Here is a 24,866-nt window from a genome sequence, read left to right on the forward strand (position 1 = left end):
TAGTCTAAAATTATAAACCTGCAGGATTTTGACTATGGCATCTTCCACTTTTACTCAGACCCAAACGGCACAGGGAAATCACACCTCACTCATTCGTCGTGTCGCTAGCGCATCGGCGATTGGTACCGCGGCGGAATATTATGATTTCTTTGCCTATGGCACGGCTGCAGTGCTGTTTTTTGGCCACCTGTTCTTCCCCAGCCACGACCCTTTGATCAGCACCCTCGCCGCATTTGCGACTTATGCGGTAGGCTTCCTCGCCCGGCCGATTGGCGGCATTGTTTTTGGCCATATTGGTGACAAAGTGGGACGTAAAAAAGCGCTGGTGGCCACCATCCTGATCGTGGGTCTCGGTACTTTTTGTATTGGCTTGCTGCCAACCTATGAAAAGATCGGCATCTGGGCACCGGTGTTGTTGATCGCCATACGTCTGTTGCAAGGTTTTGGCGTGGGCGGCGAACAAGCTGGCGCGGTCCTGATGACCGCAGAATATTCGCAAGCGTCACGTCGTGGTTTCTTTGCCAGCTGGGTACAAATCGGTGCGCCGGTTGGGTTCCTGCTGCCGCTGGCACTGTTCGCGATTCTTAATGCCTCCCTGAGCGCGGAACAAATGATGGATTGGGGCTGGCGCGTACCCTTCTTACTGAGTGCAGTGCTGGTCATCGTGGGTTTGTTTATTCGTTTACGCATCGATGAATCGCCAGTGTTCGCCGCCATTCGCGCAACCAAGGCCGCCGAATCGCGTCCGTTAAAAGAAGTGATTCGCGGTAATCCGAAATTAGTCATCAATGGTGTGGCGGCTAAATTAATTGAAGCTTGCGCCTTTGCCCTCTTCACGGTGATTATCCTGGCGTGGGGCAAAGCCAACAATCTCGACGCCGGCATACTGATGAACAGCATGATTGTAGCGGTGATTCTCGAGGTGTTTGCCATTCCGCTAATGGGGGCGTTATCCGATAAGATCGGTCGCAAACCGGTATACATGATGGGTGCACTGCTGATTTTGATTTCCATCGTGCCGTTCTTTTATGCCCTGTCCCAAAACAGCTACTGGCTAACGCAAATTGCGATGATTGTCGCGCTGACGCTGGGCCACAGTATGTGCTACGCCCCACAGGCTTCCTGGTTCCCGGAACTGTTCCCGACGCATATTCGCTGCAGCGGCATTGCAGTGATTTGGCAGGTGGGATCGTTAATTGGCAGTGGCGTGCTTGGCTTAGTCGCGGTGAAAATCCTGCAGGCCACCGATGGGCACTGGTATGGCCTGGCGCTGTATGTTGCGGTACTGGGGGTGATTTCCGTTGTAGGCCTGCTGCGATTGCCTGAAACGGCTCCAGGCCGACGTGATGGCGAATATCATACCTGGGAACAACATTAATTAACGATGGGCGCACTAAGGTGCGCCCATATGCTTTATTCAGATATGCAATGCCATTTAAAGCATTTGCCAGATCCCCTTCTTGCAATAGCATGACTTTTCTCTTCTTTATCCTCACAGCTGAATGGCTAGCCCATGCGCAAACTGTACCAACGTTGCCTCTCGTTAAATGATTTCGAGAAATATGCCCAAAAGCGTCTGCCCCATCCGCTGTTCGCTTATGTGTCCGGTGGTGTTGAGGACAACATTGCGCTCCATCACACTCAGCAATCCTATGCTCATTACGGCCTGATACCGGAAAACATGGTCGATGTGTCGCAACGTAATACTGAGGTAGATCTGTTTGGGCATCACTATGCGGCGCCTGTGGGTATTGCGCCGATGGGCATCTCTGCCATCACCGGTTTTCAGGGCGATATTGCTTTAGCGCGGGCAGCGGCGAGCAAGAACGTGCCCTTTATTATGAGCGGTTCCTCGTTGATTCCACTGGAGGACGTGGCTGCGGCTAATCCGGCGATGTGGTTCCAGGCCTATTTGCCAAAGACGCTGGAAGAGATTGATGCGTTGGTGGATCGCGTCAAGCGTGCGCGCATATCCGTACTGGTCGTGACGGTGGATACGCCGGTCAAAGCTAACCGGGAAAACAACGTGCGCGCCGGATTTTCCACGCCATTCCGCCCCAGTCTGGCCCTGGCGTGGCAAGGCGTCACTCATCCCCGCTGGCTTTACGGCACGCTGTTGAAAACCTTACTGACCTCGGGCATACCTTATTTCGAGAACAACAACGCAGTGCGTGGCGCACCGCTGTTTTCCAAAAATGCCGTGCGTGACTTCAGTGGGCGCAGCCATCTCACCTGGCAGCATATCGAACATATTCGTCAGCGCTGGACGGGCGCGATGGTGATTAAAGGCATTCTCAGTCGTAACGATGCATTACGTTGTAAATCCATCGGCATCGACGGCATTGTGGTCTCGAATCACGGTGGGCGTCAGTTGGATACGGTGATCCCGCCGATTTATGTTTTGCCCGAGATTGTCGCCGCAGCGGGAAATATGACGGTGATGATGGACAGCGGCATCCGGCGTGGCACTGATGTGATTAAAGCGCTGGCACTGGGGGCAAAGGCCTGCTTTGTTGGCAGGCCTTTTAACTATGCAAGTGCAGTAGGCGGAACATCGGGCGTTGAGTGGGCCATTGACCTTATCACTAATGAAGTCAGTCGCGATCTGGGCATGCTGGGTGCACCCTCGCTCACTGACCTCAGTGAAAAGCATTTACGCCTGATAAAGTGACAGCGTCACGCAATGCAGCTCGTCTACGAGATGTGGTCCCCGCTTTGGTTCCATGGGGCTCGCCTGTCACATCTAACGTTCTGCGGCTAAGGTTTGCGCGGCAGTGAAACGCACAACAATCCAAACACAATCAATATAACACCGGCAAAACTGCTCCAGCGGAAGGCTTCACCGAACATTGGCAACGAAATAGCTGCCAGCCACACCAGCACATAACTCAGGCTCAGCAACGGATAGAGGCGGTTAAGCTGCATATGACGCAGCGCCAGCATCCAGCACAGCATCGATAATGCGTACGCACCAAGTCCCAGACTGAGCAGGAGCAGCGGCTGCAGATGCTGCCAGAATTGCGGGCTAAGGATTGCAGTCAATGGCGGGAAATGTAGCATCGCGGCACGCAGGACCAATTGCGCCAGCGACACCAGCAGCACGCTACACAGCGCGAGGATCACCCCTTTCATAGGTGGCACCCCATCAGCGCGACCCCGGCAACAATCGCCAGCGTACCGAACCATTGTTGTAAGGTGTATGTCTCACGCCAGATCAACTTAGCTGCGATGGCCACCAACACGAAGTTGAGACTCAGCATCGGATAGGCCACGCTGACCGGCACCACACGCAATACCAGTAGCCACAGCAACATCGCCACGCCGAGCAAAAAGAGGCTCAGCGCAATCCACAAGATGAGCTGCTTCTTGCCGTGGCGCATCCCCAGATACGCCGCCTGCTTTTGACAAAGCTGGGCGGCGCAGCTCAACAAACTGACCAGAAGAATAAGCAACAGGTTCATGGTGTCGCGTTATAACCGTAATAGACCAGTCGACCTTGACGATAAACGTCATCCGGCGTTGGTATTGCAGGGTCAGGCCCGTTCTCGCCCGAGTTGAGCATCATCACTACGGACACTTTGCCATGGCGACGATGTTCACGTAGCCAGTCAGCAAATGCTGCGCCATCAACATAGCGCGTTTTCGCATCGGGATAGCTAAGACCGTATTGCAGTTCGCCTTTGGCATCATAGAAAGTGATATCACTGCGCTCAGTTTCCCACGCCACCGCAGCCGCGATGCCAGGATTGTCAGCCAGCAGATAACGGCTGTCTGCCAGTTGATGATGCACAGCCTGTACAAAACTCTGCGGCTGTTTGGAATCACGAACCTTCTGCGGTATCGCGAAGCCGATTAGTAGCGCCAGCGTTAACGGACAAAGCGCCGCCAGTTGCCAACGGCAGGCACCCGGTTTGAGACTGAACCACCCCATAATGCCCCAGCCGGCAAAGGCCAGTACGCCACAGATTAACGGCAGTATTTCATCATGGGTATAAACGGGCTTGTGCGCCAATCCCCATGGCGCAACCACCACCAACAGGACTAAGGTGGTTATGGCGCCAAACAGCAGGTTTATCCAGCCATTAACTTTAAACACCCTCACTAACTGTGCAGAACCACTGTGGGCGTAATGCGCCATCAACAGTGCTAAAGGTGCAAAGCACGGCAGAATGTAGGTCGGCAGTTTGCCTTTAGCGATGCTAAAGAACAGCAGTGGCAAGATCACCCAACTTAACAGGTAAACGGCTCCCGCATGTTGACGACGCTGGCGCCATGCGCCCATCAGTGAGCCCGGCAGCAGCGCCAGCCATGGCAGGCATCCCGCCAGCAACACCGGCAGGTAATACCAGAAGGGGGCTTTGTGCTGTGCATCTTTCTCTGCAAAGCGCTGAATATGCTCAACCCAGAAGAAGTAATGCCAGAAATCCCCTTCCTGGCGATAAATGGCCAGCGCCCACGGCGCACTGAGCAGTGCGGCAACGATGATCGTCAAAGGTCCCCAGCGTAATAGCTCGCCGAAGCGTTTTTGCCAAATCGCCCAGGGCACTATCGCCAATACCGGCACCGCCAGCGCAAGGAAGCCCTTGGTCATGAAGCCCATCGCGCAGGCTGCGCCCAGCAGCACATAGCCGCAGAGACGCTGTTGCGTAGTAGAAGCTTGCGCCACCAGCCAATAGCAGCACATCGCGGCAACCATCCACAACAGCAGAATAGGATCCAGCACCGCGTAAGTGCCAATGCCATACACCAGAAGCGAAGTGAGAAAAATGATGCTGCCGGTCAGAGCGATTTTCCGGCTGGCAAACATCTGATGACCCAGCCAATAAATCAGCACTGCACTGAGCGTGGTGCAAAAAATCGAACCGGCGCGTACACCGAAGTTGGTATGGCCAAACAAGAGCTGGCCGATATTGTTGACCCAATAACCCGCTATGGGCTTTTCGAAATAACGCAAATCAAAGAAGTGCGGTACCAACCAATTGCCATTGACCAGCATTTCACGGCTGATTTCAGCGTAGCGGGTTTCATCCGGCTGCCATAAAGCGCGGAATTCGATCGGGATAAGATAATAAAGCGCGAAAAGCGCCAGCAGCAGCGCCGTTTTGGTGCCTGTACGCATCCGTGGTTCCTATAAAGTTTCCTGTTAACGTTTAGCGCTGGCAGCCCAGCCAGCCTTCGCGTCCGGGTATATGTCCACGTACCAGATTGCCCTGCGGGAGTGTGCTGAGATCGTCAGGTAACAACTCGCTCAGAGGACAGAAGTGAATGCCTTGTTGCTCCGCGCGGGTTAATAACTCGCCAAACGCCTTAGAACCGATAATGCCTTCAACTTCAGCATGAATGGTGTACACCGGCGATCCTTCGGCTGCGAGCATCTGCTCAAGAATGAAATCGTTATAGTCAGCGGCGCTAACCGACTGTCCGACTACTTCATCCCAGGTAGGCAATGTCACGGGGATTTGCACCGTGCCTAAGCTGCCATCACGCAGACGCGGCAAGAAGGGTCCAGTACCACGACAATCACTGTTGTAGCTGAAACCGAAGGTCTGCTTAGCGGCGACAACGCGGCCATCCGCCCGCCATCCGGCCACGGCAGAGCAAGTGACAGCGTCACCGATAATCGCTTCCAGTGCGGCTTTCCCACGCGAAATCTGTTCCAGCAACTTCTCTTCTGACCACACGCCTGCCCAGGTTTGCCAGGCAAAGTGATCCCAGGCGTGCAGACCGACTTCATGATGATCGGCTGTGGCGCTGATGATCTCCTCCAGACCGCGGCCAATCACACGTCCTGGCCAGGCCGTACCAGCCAACAAAATATCCCACCCGTAGAGTGAAGCTGCGCGCGAGCGCAGCATTTTCCATAAGAAGCGCGGTTTCATCAGGCGCCACAAGTGGCGCCCCATGTTATCCGGCCCAACGCTAAAGAAGAAACTGGCCTGCAACTGATGCAGGCTAAACTGCTCTAGCAGCGCCGGAACGCCGAGTTTGGTTCCACGCCAGGTATCAACATCTACGCGCAAACCAATTTTCTTCATGGCTTATCCTGCAACTCAACGGTGCGCAGGAAGAAATCCAGCGTGTTATCGATCGTGGTATCCATCTCAATGGTCGGCGTCCAGTCCAGCAAGCGACGCGCATTTTTGATTGACGGCTTACGATGCTCGACGTCCTGATAACCTTTACCGTAGTAGCTGCTGCTCTCTACTTCGCGGAAACCGGCGAACGGCGGGAATTGGTTGCGCAGCGGATGACGTTCGAAGCTTGCCAGCAGACGTTCCGCCAGCTCTTTGATGCTCGCCTCGTTTTCCGGGTTACCGACGTTGACGATCTGACCGTCGCAGTTGTTGTTCTTGTTCTCAATGATGCGGAACAAAGCTTCAATACCATCACGAATGTCAGTGAAGCAGCGCTTCTGTGCACCACCGTCGATTAACTTGATCGGCGAACCTTCCACCAGGTTGAGGATCAATTGGGTGATCGCACGGGAGCTACCAATACGCGCAGCGTTGAGGTTATCAAGACGCGGGCCCATCCAGTTGAAAGGACGGAACAGCGTGAAACGCAGCCCTTCTTTTTCGCCATAGGCCCAAATCACGCGGTCCAGCAGCTGTTTGGAAACCGAATAGATCCAGCGCTGTTTGTTGATCGGCCCCACCACCAGGTTGGAGTGATCTTCATCGAAGTGTTTATCGGTGCACATGCCGTACACTTCTGACGTGGAAGGGAAGATGATGCGCTTTTTGTATTTGACGCAATCGCGGATGATCTTGAGGTTCTCTTCAAAATCGAGTTCGAACACGCGCAGCGGGTTGCGGGTGTATTCAATTGGCGTAGCAATCGCCACCAGTGGCAACACCACGTCACATTTTTTGATGTGATATTCGATCCACTCTGAGTGAATGCTGATATCACCTTCAACAAAGTGGAAGCGCGGCTGATCGAGGAAACGGCTGATAGCATCAGAGCCGATATCCAGACCGTAAACTTCAAAGTTGTCATCCTGCAGCAAACGTTCGGTCAAGTGGTTACCGATAAATCCGTTTACACCCAGGATCAGTACACGCGTACGACGTTTAACGGCTGCAACTGGCTGAGAGTACAACAGTGCGCCCGGCACCATCCCCAGACTCTGCGCCAACTGGCTGCCGTTCATATAGACGCCATTTTCACTTTGTCCGGTCACCACTTCCAGTGCACCCTCCCCGCAAGCAATCAGGAAAGGCTCAACGGAAATCACTGTGCCTGGCTTCGCTTTTGGCGCATCAGCATGTACGCGCCCTTTCCACACGACAAACTTCACGGTTCCCGCGAAAGCAAATGCGCCCGGCCATGGATCGGTGACCGCACGGACCAGGTTGTTGATTGACTGTGCAGACTGCTCCCACTTAATGCGACCGTCTTCTGGTGTGCGACGTCCCACCACCGTCGCCTGGCTGTGATCCTGAGGAATTGCCGCAATTTCACCACGTTTCATCGCTGGCAGTGCCTGCTCCAGCAGTTGTGTAGCACAGGCTGTCAGTTTGCGATGCAGAGTTAAGGCGTTTTCTTGTTCATCAATGGCGACACGCTGCTGTGCCACGATATCGCCTGCATCCGCGCGTTTTACCATGCGATGCAGGGTCACGCCGGTTTCAGTCTCGCCATTCACTAACGCCCAGTTAAGTGGCGCGCGCCCACGATATTTAGGCAGCAGTGAACCATGCAGGTTGAAAGCGCCCAGGCGCGCGCTGCTGAGGATGCTGTCATTGAGCAGATTGCGATAGTAGAAGGAGAAAATGTAATCCGGTGCCATGGATTTAATGCGGTCGACCCACAGCGGATGGTTAGCATCTTCCGGCGCATACACCGCGATACCCTGCTCTGCCGCCAAACGGGCGACAGAACCAAAGAAGTGGTTCTCATTAGCAGAATCAGCATGAGTGAAGATCGCGCTGATTTCGAAACCCGCATTTAACAGCGCAGTAATACCTGCACAGCCCATATCGTGATAGGCGAAGACGATAGTTTTCATTGCTCAATTTCCTGTACAGAGGAGACATCTTTCTGCGAGTTAATAACACGTTGAATGAAGTAGCGCGGACGAGCGCGGACGTCGTTGTAAATTCGGCCGATGTATTCGCCGAGTAGGCCCATACCGATAAATTGCGCGCCGACAAAAATAAACAGCACCGCAAACAGCATGAACACCCCGTCTCCGGCCCAGTCGGCACCGAGGAACAGACGCAATACGATCAGTACCAGTGAGAAGGCGAAACCGGCCAATGCAATCAGACTGCCAACAATACTCAGCAGGCGCAGTGGCGTGGTGGTCAGGCAAGTCACCAGGTCGTACATCAAATTGATCAGCTTCATAAAGCTGTATTTCGAATCACCAAATTCGCGCTCGGCGTGGGCGACAGGCAGCTCAATCGTGCGGCGCGCAAAGGTGTTGGCCAGGATAGGAATAAAAGTGCTGCGCTCGTGACAGTTGAGCATGGCATCGACAATGTGACGGCGATAAGCACGTAACATGCAGCCATAGTCACCCATCGCTTTACCGGTGACGCGTTGAATCAGCTGGTTGATGGTGCGGGAAGCGCGGCGACGAAACCAACTGTCCTGACGATTTTGACGCACAGTACCGACCACGTCATACCCCTGCTGAGCGGCTTGCACCAGATTGGGGATCTCTTCGGGTGGATTCTGCAAATCCGCATCCAGTGTGATAATCAGGTCGCCTGATACATGGCTAAAACCCGCCATGATTGCCGAGTGCTGTCCATAGTTGCGGTTCAGCAATACGCCGACCACATGGCTTCCGGGCATGTCAGCAGCATCGGCGATCATCTCACCTGAGCGGTCGCTACTGCCGTCATCCACCAGCAAAATCTCATAATCGAGATTCAGCACAGCACATGCCGCATCGGTGCGACGCACCAACTCTGGCAGGCTCTCCTCTTCGTTGTAAACCGGGATCACCACGGAGACTTTACGAATATCTTTTTCTTCGAGCATGTCAATCAAACTCCAGCGATATGACGTAATGCGCTGATCACGCGGCTAACGTCGTCATCGCTCATATCTGGAAACAGCGGTATTGAGCAAATGCGGTCGCTATTCCATTCCGTGTTTGGCAAGGAAAGTTGTGGGTAGCGTTCGCGATAATATTTGTGGGTATGTGCCGCGCGGAAATGCAAACCAGTGCCGATGTCTTGTGCTTTCAGCGTTTCCATCAACGCATCGCGGCTGAGTCCACACTGTGCTTCATCAACGCGAATGATGAACAAATGCCAGGCGTGTTGATGCGCCCAGGTGGGTTGAGACAATGGCAGGAATGGCGTATCAGCCAGTTCTTTTAAATAGCGTTGGGCAATCTCTGCACGGCGAGCATTGATGGCGGGCAGTTTGTTCAACTGAACCAGAGCAATCGCAGCGCTAATGTCCGGCAAGTTATATTTGAACCCAGGCATAATCACTTCAGCCTGCGGTTTACGGCCATGCGTGTGACGGTCATAAGCATCAACACCCAAGCCGTGGAATTTCAGGCTGCGCATGCGATCGGCCAACTCAGCGTCATCGGTAACAATTAAGCCACCTTCCGCGCAGGTCATGTTTTTAATGGCATGGAAAGAGAAAATAGCCGTGCCCTTATTACCGACATGCTGACCTTTGTAATAACAACCTGCAGAGTGTGCCGCATCTTCGATCACTGCGATGCCATGGCGTTCACCAATGGCGCGAATGGCGTCAATGTCCGCAGGAGCACCGGCATAATGCACCGGAATGATGGCACGCGTCTGTGGCGTGATGGCCGCTTCAATTTGCTCAGGCGTGACCATCAGCGTATCGCGGTCAACATCAATCATCACTGGCGTTGCACCCAGCAGCGTAATGATGTTGATGGTGGATACCCACGTCAGTGAAGGTGTGATCACCTCATCACCCGGCTGGATGTCTAACGCGAGGAGGGTGACGTGCATGCCTGCCGTGGCGGAACTGACAGCAATCGCATGTTGATTGCCGGTTAACTGGCAAAAGGCTTGTTCCAACGCCGCATTTTTCGGGCCGGTGGTGATCCAACCTGATTCAAAAACCTCTTTTACTGCCGCTAACTCTTCCTCGCCCAAAGCGGGGCGCGAGAATGGAAGAAAAGTCATAAGTTTACCTTAACGTTTTACACCTAAAATTGCCTGCAACAGGACCAGTTGCAGTGTGCAGTGATTCAGATCCATAACAACTTTCAGTAACTTGCTGTTTAAACTTAGATTACACAGAAAAATTAGATGGCACTAAGTGTTAATTTTTTAACCTACAGCAAAAAACTTAAGCACACCTGTCTTATTGCTTGTAGAACAAAATACGGATGAAAACTTAACTGAACATTAAATGGGTAACGCGCAAGCTGGCTTTTTTCTTAAATGTTGAGGATTGGTAGAAGATGTACGTTCAACCGTTATGTGCCGCTATTTAGTCGTCAACAAAGTTTCATCAAGATGACTAAACTCGTGAAACATTTCGTTTGCAGCTTTTCTGAACACCAAAAATTGAAATCTGAAGATGAAGGAAAAATGACAATTAAACAGTGTGTTAGCAAAGTCGCAGCGCTGTTCTTAAGGTTAAGCTAAGCTTCAAACCATACTCTATGTCGGGATATTGGCGTTGAAACGATTGGAGGGGATGAAGATGAACACCGGAGCTGACAGACTGGCGCAGGCCGCCCTGCGTCGCCATCATATTGGGGTGAAAACCAAAGGGTTACGTTTCCGCGGAGACCTCTATGTCTTCCGCTACAATGCGGGTCACTATGACGTGTTCCTCAATAATGACCGTGTGATGTCCCTGGCGACCAGCAACGTGCAGGAAGCTATCCAGATGTTCAAACAGCAGTCATGATGCATGGGTTGCTGTTAGCACGGTAAGCTGTGCGCCTTGCGCTAAACGCATCCCTCCTCGCCACGGACGCCGTCCCATTTCCACTGCTCTGCACGACCTGTTTATCTGCTGAAAAGTTTTTGGCACACCTCCTCCCAACGGGGAAGCGGTAACGGTTCAGTCGCGATCGGCATTTGCTCCTCATCGCCTGAACACCGATCGTGAAACGCGATGTAAAACACCGTAATTCCCCTTTGATACTCGCCTCCTTCGCGCTTCAGGCGTAGGTTTCTTTTCGATAAAAAACCGGAAAGGAACAAGAGGTCAACATGGAGTGGATACTGTGGTTGCTGGCAACGGTGATAGCCTTGAGCATCGGTAGCTTTATTAATGTCGTTATTTATCGCGTGCCTCTGCAGCTTTTACAGCCCGGCAATAGCGTGAATTTAAGGCAACCGGCTTCACACTGCACTGTTTGCAAAAAATGTTTGCGCTGGCGAGACAATATCCCGTTAGTGAGTTGGGTGTTACTACGCGGTCGGTGTCATTTTTGCCGTTGTGCTATCAGCCTGCGCTATCCGTTAACAGAAACTGCCTGTGCAACAATCAGCCTGGTATTTGTCGCGCTCCTCCCGGTTGATAAATCATTGCTCGCCTTACTCGTGCTGTTTTGGCTACTGCTAACCGTCGCGATCATCGATTACGAGCATTATTTGTTGCCAGATGTAATCACCCTGCCTTTGCTATGGCTTGGACTATTATTAAAGGCAGGAGAATGGCTACCAGGCTCACTCCATGATGCCGTCTTTGGTGCGGTGGTGGGTTACAGCGCGCTTTGGCTAATCCGCTATATATATCAATATCTTAGCGGGAGACTGGCATTGGGTTTAGGAGACGCAAAGTTAGTGGCAGCATTAGGCGCGTGGTTGGGTTGGGCACTCTTACCCTATGTACTATTACTGGCTTGTAGCGGGGCAATTTGTGCGCTGTTTATCGCCAAACTGGGCTGGCAACGTGACCTTAATCAACCCCTTGCTTTTGGTCCCTGGATTGCACTGGCGGGCATAAGTCTTTTTATTAACACGATTATTTAATAACCACTTCATCTGCTGGCGCTAAAATAGCCGGCCAATTAGTGGCCAACGCCCTGATTCCTATATGAAAAGAATAAACAAATCTAAACAAAATAAATCATTGTGATGTACGTCAAAAGGCTCTATATTGGCCGCGTTTTTTAAACCACTGATACTTTTTTGTTCAACTAGTCAATCGGCCAGCCATCACGAGCCCCGGTTGAAGGAGAGATATGATGACGGATAAAGTCCGTATTGATAATTTTGGTGCCAACGCATTCAATGGAAACAACGACGCTTTCTTAGCCCGTCAGGCTGAGTTTGAATCAAACGTCAGGAGCTACCCGCGCAAGTTGCCTTTAGCGATTGCCAAAGCCAACGGCGTGTGGATCACAGATGTCGAGAATAAACAATATCTTGACTGCCTGGCTGGCGCAGGGACGCTGGCACTTGGTCATAACCATCCTGATGTTCTGCAGAGCATCCAAAATGTCATTACCAGCGGCTTGCCGTTACATACTCTTGATCTGACGACACCTCTGAAAGATCAATTCTCAGAATCTCTGCTCTCGCTGCTGCCTGGCCAGGGTAAAGAATATTGCCTGCAGTTCACCGGTCCTTCCGGTGCGGATGCGGTTGAAGCAGCACTGAAGCTGGCGAAGAAAGTCACTGGCCGTAGCGGCGTGATCAGCTTCTCTGGTGGTTACCATGGTATGACTCATGGTGCGCTGGCTGTGACTGGGAACCTGTCACCGAAAGAAGCCGTTAACGGCATGATGCCAGAAGTGCAGTTCATGCCTTACCCGCATCTGTACCGTTGCCCACTGGGTCTCGGCGGTGAAGCGGGTGTGAAAGCTCTGACTTACTACTTCGAAAACCTGATCAACGACGTGGAAAGCGGCGTGCGCAAGCCTGCAGCCGTTATCCTGGAAGCCGTTCAGGGTGAAGGCGGTGTGAACCCTGCTCCGGTCGAGTGGCTGCAGCGCATCCGTAAAGTCACTCAGGAACACGGCATTCTGCTGATTCTTGATGAAGTTCAGGCTGGCTTTGCCCGTACCGGCAAATTCTTTGCCTTCGAACACGCAGGCATTGAGCCAGATATTATTGTGATGTCTAAAGCAGTAGGCGGTGGTCTGCCACTGGCTGTTCTGGGTATCAAAAAGCAGTTCGACGCCTGGTCTCCAGGTCACCACACTGGTACCTTCCGCGGCAACCAGCTGGCGATGGCAACCGGTCTGGCCACTCTGAAAGTCCTGACCGAGCAGAACATCGCCGGTAAAGTGGCTGAACAAGGTGAATGGCTGAAAGCACAGCTGGCTGAGATGCAGAAACGCTTCCCGGTTATCGGTCACATCCGCGGTCTGGGCATGATGATCGGTATCGAGATCGTTAAACCAAACGAAGCGGCTGACCATATGGGTAGCCTGCCGGCTGATGGTGAACTTTCTGCACTGCTGCAGAAGAAGTGCTTCGAAGCAGGTCTGATTCTGGAGCGTGGCGGTCGTCACGGTGCAGTGCTGCGTCTGTTGCCGTCACTGCTGATCACCAACGAAGAGCTGGCGATTTTCCTGGATAAATTTGAGCAGGCGCTGATTGGCGCTGGCGTCAAACCTGTTTGATTGGAAGAGTAAATGTCTGAAGTAAACCCGATTCTGGCCGCCTCTGCACAAAGCATTGAGGCGTACCAGCAGGCGATTGCCCAAAGCAGCGCCGCGGTTGTGCAGTGGCTGCAACAGCCTGAGATGTATCGAGGCAAAAGCGTTGCCGAACTGCGCGAGCGTATCACGCTCGACTTCAATCCAAACGGCCTGGGTAACCAGGCCGCGATTGAACGCGCGATTGAGTATTTCCTGAAAGACAGCCTGTCAGTGCACCACCCACAATGTGTGGCGCACCTGCACTGCCCTAGCCTGGTGGTTAGCCAGGCTGCCGAAGTGTTGATCAACGCCACCAACCAGAGTATGGACTCATGGGATCAGAGCCCATCTGCCACCATCATTGAGGTCAAACTGATCGAATGGTTGCGTGCACAGGTGGGTTATCCAGCAGGCGATGCTGGCGTGTTCACCAGTGGTGGCACCCAAAGCAACCTGATGGGTCTGATGCTGGCGCGTGATGCGTTCTATCAGCGTCAAGGTCATTCAGTGCAGTTGGACGGCATCACTGGCGATCTGCGTAAGATCAAAGTGTTGTGTTCTGAGAACGCGCACTTCTCGGTACAGAAAAACATGGCGCTGCTTGGCCACGGCTACAATTCTGTGGTGCAGGTGAAGTCTGATCAGTTCGCACGCATGGACGTTAACGACCTGAAAGCCAAACTGGCACAGGCCGAAGCCAATGGCGAGCAGATTCTGGCGATTGTCGCGACGGCTGGTACTACCGATGCGGGTGCGATTGATCCACTTCGCGAAATCGCGGGCATCGCGGCTGAGCACAACATTTGGATGCATGTCGATGCAGCCTGGGGCGGTGCACTGCTGCTGTCTGAAAAGTATCGTGACTATCTGGACGGCCTGGAGTTAGTGGATTCGGTGACTCTCGACTTCCACAAACAGTATTTCCAGACCATCAGCTGTGGCGCATTCCTGTTGAAAGACGAGCGTCACTACGAGCTGATGCGTTATCAGGCGGCTTACCTGAACTCTGAGTTCGATGAAGAAGCGGGTGTTCCTAACCTGGTTTCAAAATCTCTGCAGACCACGCGTCGTTTCGATGCATTGAAACTGTGGATGGGTCTGGAAGCGTTGGGCCAGAAACAGTATGCCGCGATCATCGACCATGGTGTGACGCTGGCACAGGAAGTGGCGAAGTTTGTTGCGTCAGAACCACGCCTTGAGCTGGTGATGCAGCCACAGCTGGCAAGCGTACTGTTCCGCTACCGTCCAGAGCAACTGACCGATACCGCGCAGATTGCTCTGTTCAACCAGCGCATCGGCGATGCTCTGCTGGATTCAGGCCGCGCTAACGTTGGCGTGACTGAAAACCAGGGCGTTACCTGCCTGAAACTGACGCTGCTGAACCCAACCGTGACGCTGGAAGACATCAAAGTCCTGCTGGCGCTGGTGGAGAAAACCGCGAATCAGATGCTGAACGCGTAATTTCGCTTCAAACGAAAAGCCGATAACTGGCAACAGTCATCGGCTTTTTTATTGCCTGCCATCTTTAATTATAAATATCCCGCACCCTATTTCCAGGATGATTCTGATAACCGATTGATCGGTCGAATAATTCCCTTCTTGTCACTTAATAGCCATATACCTTTGTGTAAACTCCCTCTAATCCTGACTGGTATAAACGCCTTCATTCTGCGCTGCCATTCACCGGACATTGATGACAGGAGTGTTGCTGATGCAGGTTTGCACCATGGATTACAAGAAGCTGTCGCGAGATGGTAAAACGTTGCCGCTCGAATGCTATGGCATTGGTTCTTTTGACGTATTCAAATGAAAATACTTATTTTCTTTATCATCCTTATTGCCGGCATCGTGTTGATTCCCGGTGGACTCATTAGCCATGTAGTCCGCGTATCCGGTGATGGTGAAACAGCGATGGATAAATACGATTTCACCCTTCTGCTGATTAAGGCAGCCATTTCTGCACTCATTGCCCTGGCAGTATTGCAGATTGTTCGCCGGGTGCGCTGATTCAACAGACACACCTCCCTGTGCGGCACGCTGAACTATTGAGGAATTCGCGCGATCACCTTGATTTCAAAATCAAACCCCGCCAACCAGTTTACCCCCACTGCCGTCCAGTTTGGGTACGGCGCTTCACCAAAATGCCGTAAACGTATCTCATTCACGATGGCAAATTGGTTTTCAGGATCGGTATGAAAACTGGTGACATCCACCACATCACCCAGCGTACATCCCGCTGCTTTCAGCACAGCCTGCAGGTTTCCAAACGCCAGATTAACCTGACCTGCAAAATCAGGTTCCGCAGAACCGTCCTCCCGACTTCCTACCTGCCCCGAAACAAATAACAGGTCACCGGAACGTATTGCGGCAGAATATTGGTTAATTTCATACAGAGCCTGACGTCCCGCTGGAAAAATGGCATTGCGATTGTTCATAATCGCACTCCTGATGGAAAAAAGGGTGAAACCGGGTAGCTAAGCCGGTTATCGATTTAACATACGCCGCGTATGTATTAATATGGATAACATACGCATCGTATGTCAATGCAAATTTTTGGAGTTGCTATGGCAGCCAAACGGCGAACAGAACAGGTAGAAGAAACGCGGGCAAAATTGATTGAGGCTGCTCGAAGGGCCTTCGCAGAGAAAGGATATAACGCCGCATCAATGGATGATCTGACCGCTGAAGCAGGGCTGACGCGGGGAGCGCTTTATCACAATTTCGGCGATAAAAAGGGCCTATTGCAAGCCGTTATCGACCAGATCGACGCAGAGATTTTGGTGCAGATGCATGCCGCTGGGCAGCAGTTTGAATCAAAGTGGCATGCCTTTCTGGCTGAAGCGATAACCTACATTGAGATGTCACTGGAGCCAGAGGTGCAACGCATCATGCTGCTTGATGGTCCCGCTGTGCTCGGCGATCCTTCACAGTGGCCCAATCAGACTGCCTGTCTGCGCACCACTGCAGACAGGCTCTCTGTACTGATTGCAGAGGGCACGGTGAAGCCGATGGATACTGAAGCGGCCGCACATTTAGTCAATGGCGCCGCATTAAATGCCGCGCTGTGGATTGCCGCCTCCAGCGAACCGGTAGCTGCGCTTCCGCGCGCGGTTGATGCGTTTCGCGTATTGATGTCCGGACTGCTGGTTAACCCGCCTGCTGCTGCGCATTGAGTTCGCGCACATAGTCGAGGAAGGCTTGTAACGGTGCCGGGATCAGCCGGCGATCGTTATAGTAGAGCCACAGACCGGAAAATCTCTGCCACCACTCAGGTAAAATCGGCTGCAAACTACCGTCATTCAAGGCGGGTTTGATCCAGTCTTCGAACAAATAAACCACTCCCACGCCTGCAACAGCAGCAGAAACCGTGAGATCCATTGCCGCACCAATACTGCAAATCAATGGACCTTTTGGCTGTAAGCGCACGACCTCATCCCCATTTTCGAACTCCCAATCGGCAATGACACCCGTCGCGTAGCGACCATACAAGCAGCGGTGCTGCATTAAATCGCGGGGGTGTTGCGGCATGCCATGCTTCGCCAGATAGCCAGGCGCAGCGGCGGCAGCAAAACGTTGGCTGCGCGGACCAATTGGCAATGCCACCATATCCTGTTCAAGGTGGTCATCGTAACGAATGCCGGCATCACAGCCATCGCGGAAAATATCCTGCACGTTGCTCTCCGCCACGACCTCCAACTGAATGTCGGGATAGCGCTCAAGGAAGCCGGGCACGATGGAGGGCAGCACCAACCGGGCAGCGCTAACGGGGACATTCAAACGCAGTGTCCCTCCCGGCGTATTACGAAAATTATTCAGTGCATCCAGAGCAGCATCAACTTCGTTCATCGCTGGCATCAAGCGCGACATTAACGCTCTGCCCGCTTCGGTGAGCACCACGGTGCGTGTGGTGCGGTTAAATAACCGAACGCCTAGTTGTTCTTCCGCTCGTCTTACGGCGTCACTTAAACGAGAAGGATTGCTTCCCGTCATGCGGGCGGCTTCACGAAATCCGCCCGCTTTTGCCACGGCCACCACCGAATGTAGCAGTGCAATATCCAATGCCATTGTTCGCCATTCCGCACACTGTGTCCTGATTTAACCGGATAGTTGCACAGCCATGCGTCGATTACAATCTGTACACACATCGACGAAGGAGGTTTCCATGTCTCACAACGCAAATACCTATACTTTGGGTGATCGTCAGGTTAAACGCCTCGGTTATGGCGCCATGCAGCTGGCCGGCAAAGGCGTGTTTGGGCCGCCAGCCGATGAGAATCGGGCATTACAGGTACTACGTGATGCGGTGGCTGCTGGCGTCAATCATATCGATACCAGCGACTTTTATGGCCCGCACATTACTAACCAACTGATAAAGAAAGCTCTGTATCCCTATTCCGACGATCTGGTGATCGTCACCAAAGTCGGTGCTCGTCGTGATGCGAAAGGAGGCTGGTTGCCCGCTTTCTCCCCCGATGAGTTGACTCAGGCGGTAGAAGACAATCTGCGCCATCTTGGTCTGGAGGTGATGGAAGTCGTGAATCTGCGTTCGATGCTCGACGTGCACGCACCTGCAGAAGGCTCACTGGAACCGCAGGTCGAAGCGATAATCAAGCTTAAAGAGCGCGGACTGGTTAAGCATATTGGTCTGAGCAACGTAACGGCCAAACAAGTGGAAGATGCGCAGGAAATGACGCCCATCGCCTGTGTGCAGAATCTCTACAATCTGGCAAATCGCCAGGATGAAGCGTTGGTTGATCAACTGGCTGCACAGGGTATTCCTTACGTGCCGTTCTTCCCGTTGGGCGGGTTCTCGCCGCTGCAATCCGAGCAGCTTACGGCGGTGGCAGACGAGTTGAATGCCACCACATTGCAGGTCGCGCTGGCCTGGTTACTTCAGCGTTCGCCTAACATTCTGTTGATTCCCGGTACTTCATCACCAGAACATCTCCAGCAGAATCTCGCCAGTGGCGATCTGGTGTTGAGTGCCGATGTCGTGCAACGTTTAAACGGCATCGCTTAGTCCTGAATGACGCGGCCCCCGGGCCGCCCAACATTATGATTGCATGCGCACACGTCTATGAACGCGCTAAAATCCCGCTCTCCATCAGACATGCCTTCAATACACCAAACGCATCCTGACACTGACGTTCATCCACGCAGGCATAACCCAGCAGCAAGCCCCGTCGCTCTTGCTGGTGCATGTAATATTGCGACAACGGTCTAACCTTCACACCGCGCCGCAGCGCCAGTGCGGCAATCGCCACATCATCACATCCAGCCGGTAAGTTCACCACCAGATGCAAACCCGCCTCATGATTGACGCGCGGCATAAAATCAGCACCAAGATAACGCTCAATCAGACCCGCTAAAAAGCGACGACGCTGGCTGTAGAGTTTGCGCATACGGCGGATATGCGCCATGTAATGCCCTTTCTGGATAAACTCCGCCAGCGCCCGCTGCACCAGTAAATGCCCACCGCGATAGAGTTCCGCCGCCGCCACGCGTAGAGGTTGCGCCAGCGCTTTCGGCACCACCAGATAACCGAGTCGCAACGCGGGATAGAGCGTTTTGCTGAACGTGCCCATGTAAATTACCGGCGCATCGGGCTCAAAACCTTGCAGCGAGGGAAATGGCTGCCCCGCGAAGCGAAACTCACTGTCGTAGTCATCCTCTATCAACCAGGTTTTATGTTTGCTGGCTAAATCCAGCAACTGCTTACGTCTTTCAAGGCTGAGATGAACGCCCAATGGGTATTGGTGTGACGGTGTCACAAATATCACTTTTGGCGCCCGACTGCGCGGCGGTAAGTCAGGAATAATGCCCTGATCGTCGACCGGCATGGCCTGTATTTTCAACCCATTGATGCGTAAAAGATTACGGGTTCCCCAGTAGCCAGGCTCTTCAATCCACGCGGTATCACCGGGATCGCAAAGTACGCGCGTCACCAGATCAACCGCCTGATGGATGCCTTCGGTGATGATGATTTGATCCGCATCCGCACGCACCGATCGGGCCACGCTGAGATAGTCCGCCAGCGCCTGTCGTAATTGCGGACAGCCGCCATTGTTGCTGTAAATCAGCCGTTCAATATCAGGTTCGCGATTTAATCGCGCCTGAATCTGGCTAAAGAGTTTATGCGGAAACTGCGTCACGTCCGGTGCGCCTGGTACAAACGCGCCCCATTGATAAGGCGAGGCGTTGGCATGGCCCAACAGCGATGCACCGCGTTTAGAAATCGCCGCCGTTTTCACGGTAAGCGGCAGCGTTAGCTCATCGCTGCGCGGGCTATTTAAACAACCTTCCGGCAGGGTTTCGGCGATCCAGGTTCCGCTGCCGGTGCGCGCTGTAACATAGCCCTGTGACATCAAATTTTCATAAACGTTGAGTACGGTATTGCGTGACACCGATAACTCCCGTGCCATATCGCGCGTGGCCGGTAATCGCGTGGCGCGTGGAAAAATCCCCTCAACAATCGCCGCCTGCATACACGCCAACAGGCGCTGCTGCAACGTCCCTTCCGGCATAAACTGCAAACGTTCTAATACATGATCGGCGTACAAACTCCGCAATTGGCTCCATCCTTTTCTGTAAAAGTGGCTCTGGCAACAAACCTTAGCGCAGGGATAAATAAGCGTGTTTGTCGTGATTTGTAAAGACGCTTATCGCTAAGGAAAGGTTATGGAAGGTAAAAACAGCCAGCTGCAACAACGTAAAGATGACGCACTCCCACGTGGCACCGGTAATCTTTGCCAGTGGTATGTCGATCAGGCAGAGAATGCGACGTTGCGTGACGTTGAAGGCAACAGCTGGATTGATTTCGCTGGTGGTATCGCGGTGCTCAACACCGGCCACCGTCATCCGCGCATCGTGAAAGCCATCGCGGAACAGTTAGAAAAATTCACCCATACCGCGTTCCAGGTGACGCCTTACGAGAGCTATGTCGGCCTGGCAGAGCGCATCAACAGCGTGGTGCCCATAGCCGGTAAAGCCAAAACCGCCTTTTTCTCAACCGGTGCTGAAGCGGTTGAGAATGCCGTTAAAGTTGCGCGCGCCGCCACACGCCGTCACGGCATTATCACCTTCGGTAACGCGTTCCATGGTCGTACGTTTATGACGATGGCGATGACCGGCAAAGTGGCCCCCTATAAGCGTGACTTTGGCCCGATGCCTGCTTCCGTGTGGCACGCTCGTTATCCCAACAGCGTGGCCGGTATTAGCATTGATGATGCGATGGCGAGCCTGCAAGACATCTTCACTCAGGACATCGCGCCGCAAGACGTCGCGGCCATTGTGCTGGAGCCAGTACAAGGCGAAGGCGGTTTCCACATCGCTCCTGCTGAGTTCTTCGTTCGCCTGCGCCAGCTGGCCGATCAGCACGGCATTCTGCTGATTGCCGACGAAGTGCAAACCGGCTTTGGTCGTACCGGCAAACTGTTTGCCATGGACCATTACACCGTTAAACCTGACCTCATCACCATGGCGAAAAGTCTGGCGGGCGGCATGCCGTTGTCTGCGGTGAGTGGTCGCGCAGAGATCATGGATGCGCCAGGCCCAGGTGGTCTGGGTGGCACTTACGCGGGAAACCCGCTGGCGATTGCCGCCGCGCATGCGGTGCTGGACATTATTGCTGAAGAACAACTGTGTGAGCGCTCAGTGAAACTGGGTGCGCAACTGGTCGAATTCCTCAATGAGGCACGTCGCCACTGCTCTGCGATCACCGATATCCGCGCATTAGGTTCGATGGTCGCGGTGGAGTTTGCCGAGGCGCAAACCGCTCAGGCCATCCAGCAACACGCCATGGCGCGCGGTTTACTGTTGTTGACCTGTGGTCCGCAGGGCAACGTGATTCGCTTCCTCTATCCGCTCACTATTCCGGATGCGCAATTCAGCCAGGCGCTGGAGATTCTCAGCCATGTGCTGAGCGCGCACCAGGATTCGTAGGCCCCCAGCTTAGCCAGCCCGTATGCGGGCTGGTCATCCACCTGCTGCAGCCAGGCTGTGTCAAATCACAGCCCGAGAGACAATCTGGAGAAAACAATGAGTTCACAGAATGCCGATGCGCTTGCGCAAGGCTTAAAGCCGCGTCATGTCCGCATGTTATCCATTGCCGGTGTGATAGGTGCCGGCCTGTTTGTCGGTTCCGGTCATGCTATCGCCGAAGCAGGCCCCGCCGTGTTACTGGCCTACATCGCAGCCGGTGCGCTGGTGGTGCTGATTATGCGCATGTTAGCGGAAATGGCCGTTGCCTCACCGGACTCCGGCTCTTTCTCCACCTATGCAGATAAATCACTGGGACGCTGGGCTGGATTTACCATTGGCTGGCTCTACTGGTGGTTTTGGGTGCTGGTCATTCCGCTTGAAGCCAATGCCGCAGGCACGATATTGCACAGTTGGTTCCCGCAGATTGCCGTGTGGGAATATACCCTGGCGATCACCACGTTTCTGACGGTCAGCAACCTGTTCAGCGTCAAGAATTACGGTGAGTTCGAATTCTGGTTTGCTTTGTTGAAAGTGGTCGCCATTGTCGCCTTCCTGATTGTCGGCAGTCTGGCTATCTTTGGCCTGATGCCGGGTAGTAGCACGCAAGGCATTTCTCACCTCTATGACACGCACGGCTTTATGCCAAACGGCATCGGTGCCGTGCTGGCCGCCATACTGACCACCATGTTCTCCTTTATGGGAACGGAAATCGTCACCATCGCGGCAGCGGAATCACGTGAACCGAAAAAGCAGATAACGCAGGCCACCAACTCCGTGATCTGGCGTATTGCGCTGTTTTATTTGCTGTCGATCTTCATTGTTATCGCGCTGGTACCGTGGAATACCCCATCGCTGATGAAAGCCGGTTCGTATCAAACGGCGATGGAGATGATGAATATTCCTTATGCACGGCAAATCGTCGATGTAGTGGTGTTGATCGCGGTGTGCAGCTGTCTTAACTCTGCGCTCTATACGGCTTCACGCATGCTGTATTCGCTTTCTCGACGTCAGGATGCCCCTGCCGCTGCATCAAAAACCACGCGCAGCGGTACGCCTTGGGTTGCAGTCATCGCCTCAACTGCCGCTGCATTTCTCGCGGTGATCGCCAATTATCTGGCACCCGCAGCGGTATTTGAGTTCCTGCTAGCCAGTTCCGGCGCGATTGCGTTACTGGTTTACCTGGTGATAGCGGCCTCGCATCTGGTGTTGCGCAAAAAGCGCGAGGCACGGGGTGAGATCTTAAGTTATCGCATGTGGCTGTTCCCAGGCTTAACCTGGGCAACCATGGTGTTCATCGTGGGAGTGTTGGTCTCAATGCTGTTTATGCCGGCGCATCGCTCTGAGATCATTGCCACCGGTCTACTCACGTTGGCGGTGTTGATCACCAGCCGCATCGTGCATCGTAAGCGCGCTTTGCGCGAGCGCGAGGCGTTAGTGGCAGTGCGATAATAGTGCCAGAAATTTCCGGGCTGGGAGGCCCGGAAGCCTTACTCATATTGCACATCGATACTGATTGACTCTTCGGGCACGTTAATCACCACAACGCATTTATTCCACACTGGCTTGCCTTCGGTCATATCGTGCTCAACGAAGTAGTGTTGGAAATCTTTCAATGCTTCAGTTAAATCACCAATCGCCTGTGCATCCGGTTCAAACCAGTCTGGCTCGCCGTTTTCATCCAGATAATCGAACTGGTATTCACCGCCCTCGTCATCGGCAAACAGTTCAGCTTTTACGATTAATTCGCGTGCACCTTGCGGTCCACAGCTGAAAACAATCATCGCGATGCGGCGGTAAAGGTCTTCATAGGTCATAGCAGTGTATTCCTGTTTTTGGTGAGTTCCCGTGGGCAGCGTTCGTCATGGATGGCATAACAACGTTACCGAGGGCTCTTATTGACTTTAAGGCTGATGAGAAGAGAATGAGGCTCTTCGAACAGTAAATTGAAAAAAATGGAGTTTATCATAGCCTGTTCCGCGCGTTTTCCCCGTATAACTACCGTGAATAAAATGGCCACGCTATTGGCTGCACTGCTTTTAGCCAGCTGCAGTTCCGAGCCGCCTAAATCACTGGTCACCCCGTTCCCGACAGTAACGCCGAAACCGCATCCTGTTCAGCCCGTTGCCAGCGCAGAACCGGTGCGTGGTGTGTGGCTCACCACGGTGTCGCGCCTTGACTGGCCACCCATAGCCTCAGTGAATGCCAGCCCGGCAAATCGCATCAGCCAGCAACAAAAGGCGTTGACCGATAAGCTGGATAAACTCAAAAGCCTCGGCATTAATACCGTCTTCTTCCAGGTGAAACCTGACGGCACGGCACTGTGGCGTTCTAAAATCTTACCCTGGTCAGATATGATGACCGGGAAGATTGGGGAAGATCCCGGTTACGATCCGCTGCAGTTTATGCTGGATGAAGCACACAAACGCGGTATCAAAGTGCATGCGTGGTTTAACCCATATCGCGTTTCTACCAACGTGAAACCCTCGACGGTGGCAGAACTCAACAACACACTCTCCCTGCATCCAGCCAGCGTTTTTGTGCTCCATCGTGACTGGATCCGCACCGCAGGTGATCGCTTTGTGCTGGACCCAGGCATTCCTGATGCCCGCGACTGGATTACCAGCATCGTGGCCGAGGTGGTTGCAAATTATGATATCGATGGCGTGCAGTTTGATGACTATTTCTATGCGGAATCGCCCGGCTCAACGCTGAATGACAGCACCACCTTCCGCCAGTATGGTCAGGGATATGCCTCGAAAGCGGACTGGCGACGTCACAATACTCAGCAGCTGATTGAACAAGTGTCCCGCACCATTAAGCAGTTAAAACCGCATGTCGAATTCGGCGTCAGCCCCGCTGGTGTGTGGCGCAACGTATCCCACGATCCCGCAGGCTCAGACACGCGCGGTGCAGCGGCCTACGACGAAGCTTACGCCGATACACGCAAATGGGTGCAGATGGGCCTGTTAGATTACATCGCGCCACAGATCTACTGGCCATTTTCACGCCAGGCCGCACGTTATGATGTTCTCGCGAACTGGTGGGCCAATGTAGTCAAACCCACGCACACCCGGCTCTATATCGGTGTAGCGCTGTATAAAGTCGGTGAAACCTCCAAAATGGAGCCAGACTGGACCATTGATGGTGGTGTGCCGGAACTGAAAAAACAGCTCGACCTTAATGACTCTCTGCCACAAATTAACGGCACTATTCTGTTCCGCGAAAACTACCTTAATCAACCGCAAACTCAGCAGGCGGTGAATTATTTACGCAGCCGTTGGGGGAGTTGATTTTCAAGCCCAATCACTGCCGGATTTCCCGGCAT

23 protein-coding genes are annotated in these 24,866 nt (G+C 53.3%); 12 read left to right on the plus strand and 11 right to left on the minus strand.

Annotated elements, in window-relative coordinates; translation table 11 throughout:
• Positions 1–34 precede the first annotated feature (34 nt).
• Positions 35–1,378, plus strand: a complete 1,344-nt coding sequence (locus AC1MDE_RS01265) for an MFS transporter (RefSeq protein WP_479403122.1) — start codon at positions 35–37, stop codon at positions 1,376–1,378.
• 135 nt (positions 1,379–1,513) lie between these two features.
• The gene (locus tag AC1MDE_RS01270; RefSeq protein WP_058961030.1) at positions 1,514–2,671 is read left to right on the plus strand and encodes an alpha-hydroxy acid oxidase; all 1,158 of its coding nucleotides are present in this window, start codon (positions 1,514–1,516) and stop codon (positions 2,669–2,671) included.
• An 86-nt stretch (positions 2,672–2,757) separates the two neighbouring features.
• On the opposite strand, the gene arnF is transcribed toward AC1MDE_RS01270, so the two are convergent.
• From arnF to arnB, 7 genes are read right to left on the minus strand one after another with little or no spacing between them, the layout of a single operon-like run.
• A complete protein-coding gene (gene arnF, locus AC1MDE_RS01275; RefSeq protein ID WP_058961031.1) occupies positions 2,758–3,132 on the minus strand; it encodes a 4-amino-4-deoxy-L-arabinose-phosphoundecaprenol flippase subunit ArnF in 375 nt (124 codons plus the stop codon).
• Positions 3,129–3,461, minus strand: coding sequence for a 4-amino-4-deoxy-L-arabinose-phosphoundecaprenol flippase subunit ArnE (arnE, locus tag AC1MDE_RS01280; protein WP_058961032.1), 333 nt, complete (start codon positions 3,459–3,461; stop codon positions 3,129–3,131). Before arnE ends, arnF begins: the two co-directional genes overlap by 4 nt.
• A complete protein-coding gene (arnT, locus tag AC1MDE_RS01285; RefSeq protein WP_479415174.1) occupies positions 3,458–5,119 on the minus strand; it encodes a lipid IV(A) 4-amino-4-deoxy-L-arabinosyltransferase in 1,662 nt (553 codons plus the stop codon). The genes arnE and arnT overlap by 4 nt, the downstream gene beginning before the upstream one ends.
• Before the next feature lie 31 nt (positions 5,120–5,150).
• Positions 5,151–6,035 (minus strand): 4-deoxy-4-formamido-L-arabinose-phosphoundecaprenol deformylase, encoded by an 885-nt coding sequence (arnD, locus tag AC1MDE_RS01290; protein ID WP_058961034.1) that lies wholly within the window; start codon positions 6,033–6,035, stop codon positions 5,151–5,153.
• Complete coding sequence (gene arnA, locus AC1MDE_RS01295; protein WP_479400091.1) at positions 6,032–8,011, minus strand: bifunctional UDP-4-amino-4-deoxy-L-arabinose formyltransferase/UDP-glucuronic acid oxidase ArnA; 1,980 nt, start codon at positions 8,009–8,011, stop codon at positions 6,032–6,034. The genes arnD and arnA overlap by 4 nt, the downstream gene beginning before the upstream one ends.
• Positions 8,008–8,994, minus strand: a complete 987-nt coding sequence (gene arnC / locus AC1MDE_RS01300) for an undecaprenyl-phosphate 4-deoxy-4-formamido-L-arabinose transferase (RefSeq protein ID WP_034829843.1) — start codon at positions 8,992–8,994, stop codon at positions 8,008–8,010. The genes arnA and arnC overlap by 4 nt, the downstream gene beginning before the upstream one ends.
• 5 nt (positions 8,995–8,999) lie before the next feature.
• Complete coding sequence (gene arnB / locus AC1MDE_RS01305; protein ID WP_480344139.1) at positions 9,000–10,136, minus strand: UDP-4-amino-4-deoxy-L-arabinose aminotransferase; 1,137 nt, start codon at positions 10,134–10,136, stop codon at positions 9,000–9,002.
• A gap of 526 nt (positions 10,137–10,662) precedes the next feature.
• Here arnB and AC1MDE_RS01310 point away from each other — a divergent pair.
• The 5 genes from AC1MDE_RS01310 to AC1MDE_RS01330 all read left to right on the plus strand — a co-directional run bounded on the left by AC1MDE_RS01310 (position 10,663) and on the right by AC1MDE_RS01330 (position 15,568).
• Entirely contained in the window at positions 10,663–10,872 is a 210-nt protein-coding gene (locus AC1MDE_RS01310; RefSeq protein WP_034829841.1) for a hypothetical protein, read from the plus strand.
• 308 nt (positions 10,873–11,180) lie between these two features.
• Positions 11,181–11,945 (plus strand): prepilin peptidase, encoded by a 765-nt coding sequence (locus AC1MDE_RS01315; protein WP_479403115.1) that lies wholly within the window; start codon positions 11,181–11,183, stop codon positions 11,943–11,945.
• A 215-nt stretch (positions 11,946–12,160) separates the two neighbouring features.
• Positions 12,161–13,543, plus strand: coding sequence for a diaminobutyrate--2-oxoglutarate transaminase (locus tag AC1MDE_RS01320; RefSeq protein WP_034829839.1), 1,383 nt, complete (start codon positions 12,161–12,163; stop codon positions 13,541–13,543).
• 12 nt (positions 13,544–13,555) lie between these two features.
• A complete protein-coding gene (locus AC1MDE_RS01325; RefSeq protein ID WP_480344140.1) occupies positions 13,556–15,022 on the plus strand; it encodes a pyridoxal phosphate-dependent decarboxylase family protein in 1,467 nt (488 codons plus the stop codon).
• 345 nt (positions 15,023–15,367) lie between these two features.
• Entirely contained in the window at positions 15,368–15,568 is a 201-nt protein-coding gene (locus tag AC1MDE_RS01330) for a hypothetical protein (RefSeq protein ID WP_479400088.1), read from the plus strand.
• Between the two features lie 35 nt (positions 15,569–15,603).
• On the opposite strand, the gene AC1MDE_RS01335 is transcribed toward AC1MDE_RS01330, so the two are convergent.
• On the minus strand, positions 15,604–15,996 hold the full coding sequence (locus AC1MDE_RS01335) for a RidA family protein (protein WP_058961040.1): 393 nt from the start codon (positions 15,994–15,996) through the stop codon (positions 15,604–15,606).
• 129 nt (positions 15,997–16,125) lie between these two features.
• Here AC1MDE_RS01335 and AC1MDE_RS01340 point away from each other — a divergent pair, with 129 nt between their 5' ends.
• Positions 16,126–16,734, plus strand: coding sequence for a TetR/AcrR family transcriptional regulator (locus AC1MDE_RS01340; protein WP_034829835.1), 609 nt, complete (start codon positions 16,126–16,128; stop codon positions 16,732–16,734).
• Here the strand turns inward: AC1MDE_RS01340 and AC1MDE_RS01345 are convergent.
• Positions 16,709–17,626 (minus strand): LysR substrate-binding domain-containing protein, encoded by a 918-nt coding sequence (locus AC1MDE_RS01345; RefSeq protein WP_058961041.1) that lies wholly within the window; start codon positions 17,624–17,626, stop codon positions 16,709–16,711. The two genes, AC1MDE_RS01340 and AC1MDE_RS01345, sit on opposite strands and share 26 nt — an antisense overlap.
• A 97-nt stretch (positions 17,627–17,723) precedes the next feature.
• Between AC1MDE_RS01345 and AC1MDE_RS01350 the strand changes: the two genes are divergently transcribed.
• Positions 17,724–18,581 carry an aldo/keto reductase family oxidoreductase gene (locus AC1MDE_RS01350; protein ID WP_480344141.1) on the plus strand — a complete coding sequence of 286 codons (858 nt, stop codon included), beginning with the start codon at positions 17,724–17,726 and terminating at the stop codon, positions 18,579–18,581.
• A gap of 55 nt (positions 18,582–18,636) precedes the next feature.
• Here AC1MDE_RS01350 and pdxR read toward each other — a convergent pair whose 3' ends face one another.
• On the minus strand, positions 18,637–20,130 hold the full coding sequence (pdxR, locus tag AC1MDE_RS01355) for a MocR-like pyridoxine biosynthesis transcription factor PdxR (protein WP_480344142.1): 1,494 nt from the start codon (positions 20,128–20,130) through the stop codon (positions 18,637–18,639).
• Positions 20,131–20,239: 109 nt separating this feature from the next.
• On the opposite strand from pdxR, the gene gabT reads away from it, so the two are divergent.
• Entirely contained in the window at positions 20,240–21,502 is a 1,263-nt protein-coding gene (gabT, locus tag AC1MDE_RS01360; protein WP_479401659.1) for a 4-aminobutyrate--2-oxoglutarate transaminase, read from the plus strand.
• Positions 21,503–21,598: 96 nt separating this feature from the next.
• Positions 21,599–22,990, plus strand: coding sequence for a GABA permease (gene gabP, locus AC1MDE_RS01365; protein ID WP_479401660.1), 1,392 nt, complete (start codon positions 21,599–21,601; stop codon positions 22,988–22,990).
• Between the two features lie 38 nt (positions 22,991–23,028).
• On the opposite strand, the gene AC1MDE_RS01370 is transcribed toward gabP, so the two are convergent.
• Positions 23,029–23,355 carry a hypothetical protein gene (locus AC1MDE_RS01370; protein WP_045815361.1) on the minus strand — a complete coding sequence of 109 codons (327 nt, stop codon included), beginning with the start codon at positions 23,353–23,355 and terminating at the stop codon, positions 23,029–23,031.
• Positions 23,356–23,493: 138 nt separating this feature from the next.
• Here AC1MDE_RS01370 and AC1MDE_RS01375 point away from each other — a divergent pair, with 138 nt between their 5' ends.
• Positions 23,494–24,831: a glycoside hydrolase family 10-like protein gene (locus AC1MDE_RS01375; protein WP_479400086.1), complete on the plus strand. Its 1,338-nt coding sequence runs from the start codon at positions 23,494–23,496 to the stop codon at positions 24,829–24,831.
• Positions 24,832–24,866: the final 35 nt, after the last annotated feature.

The sequence above is a fragment of the Pantoea folii genome, assembly GCF_056678875.1.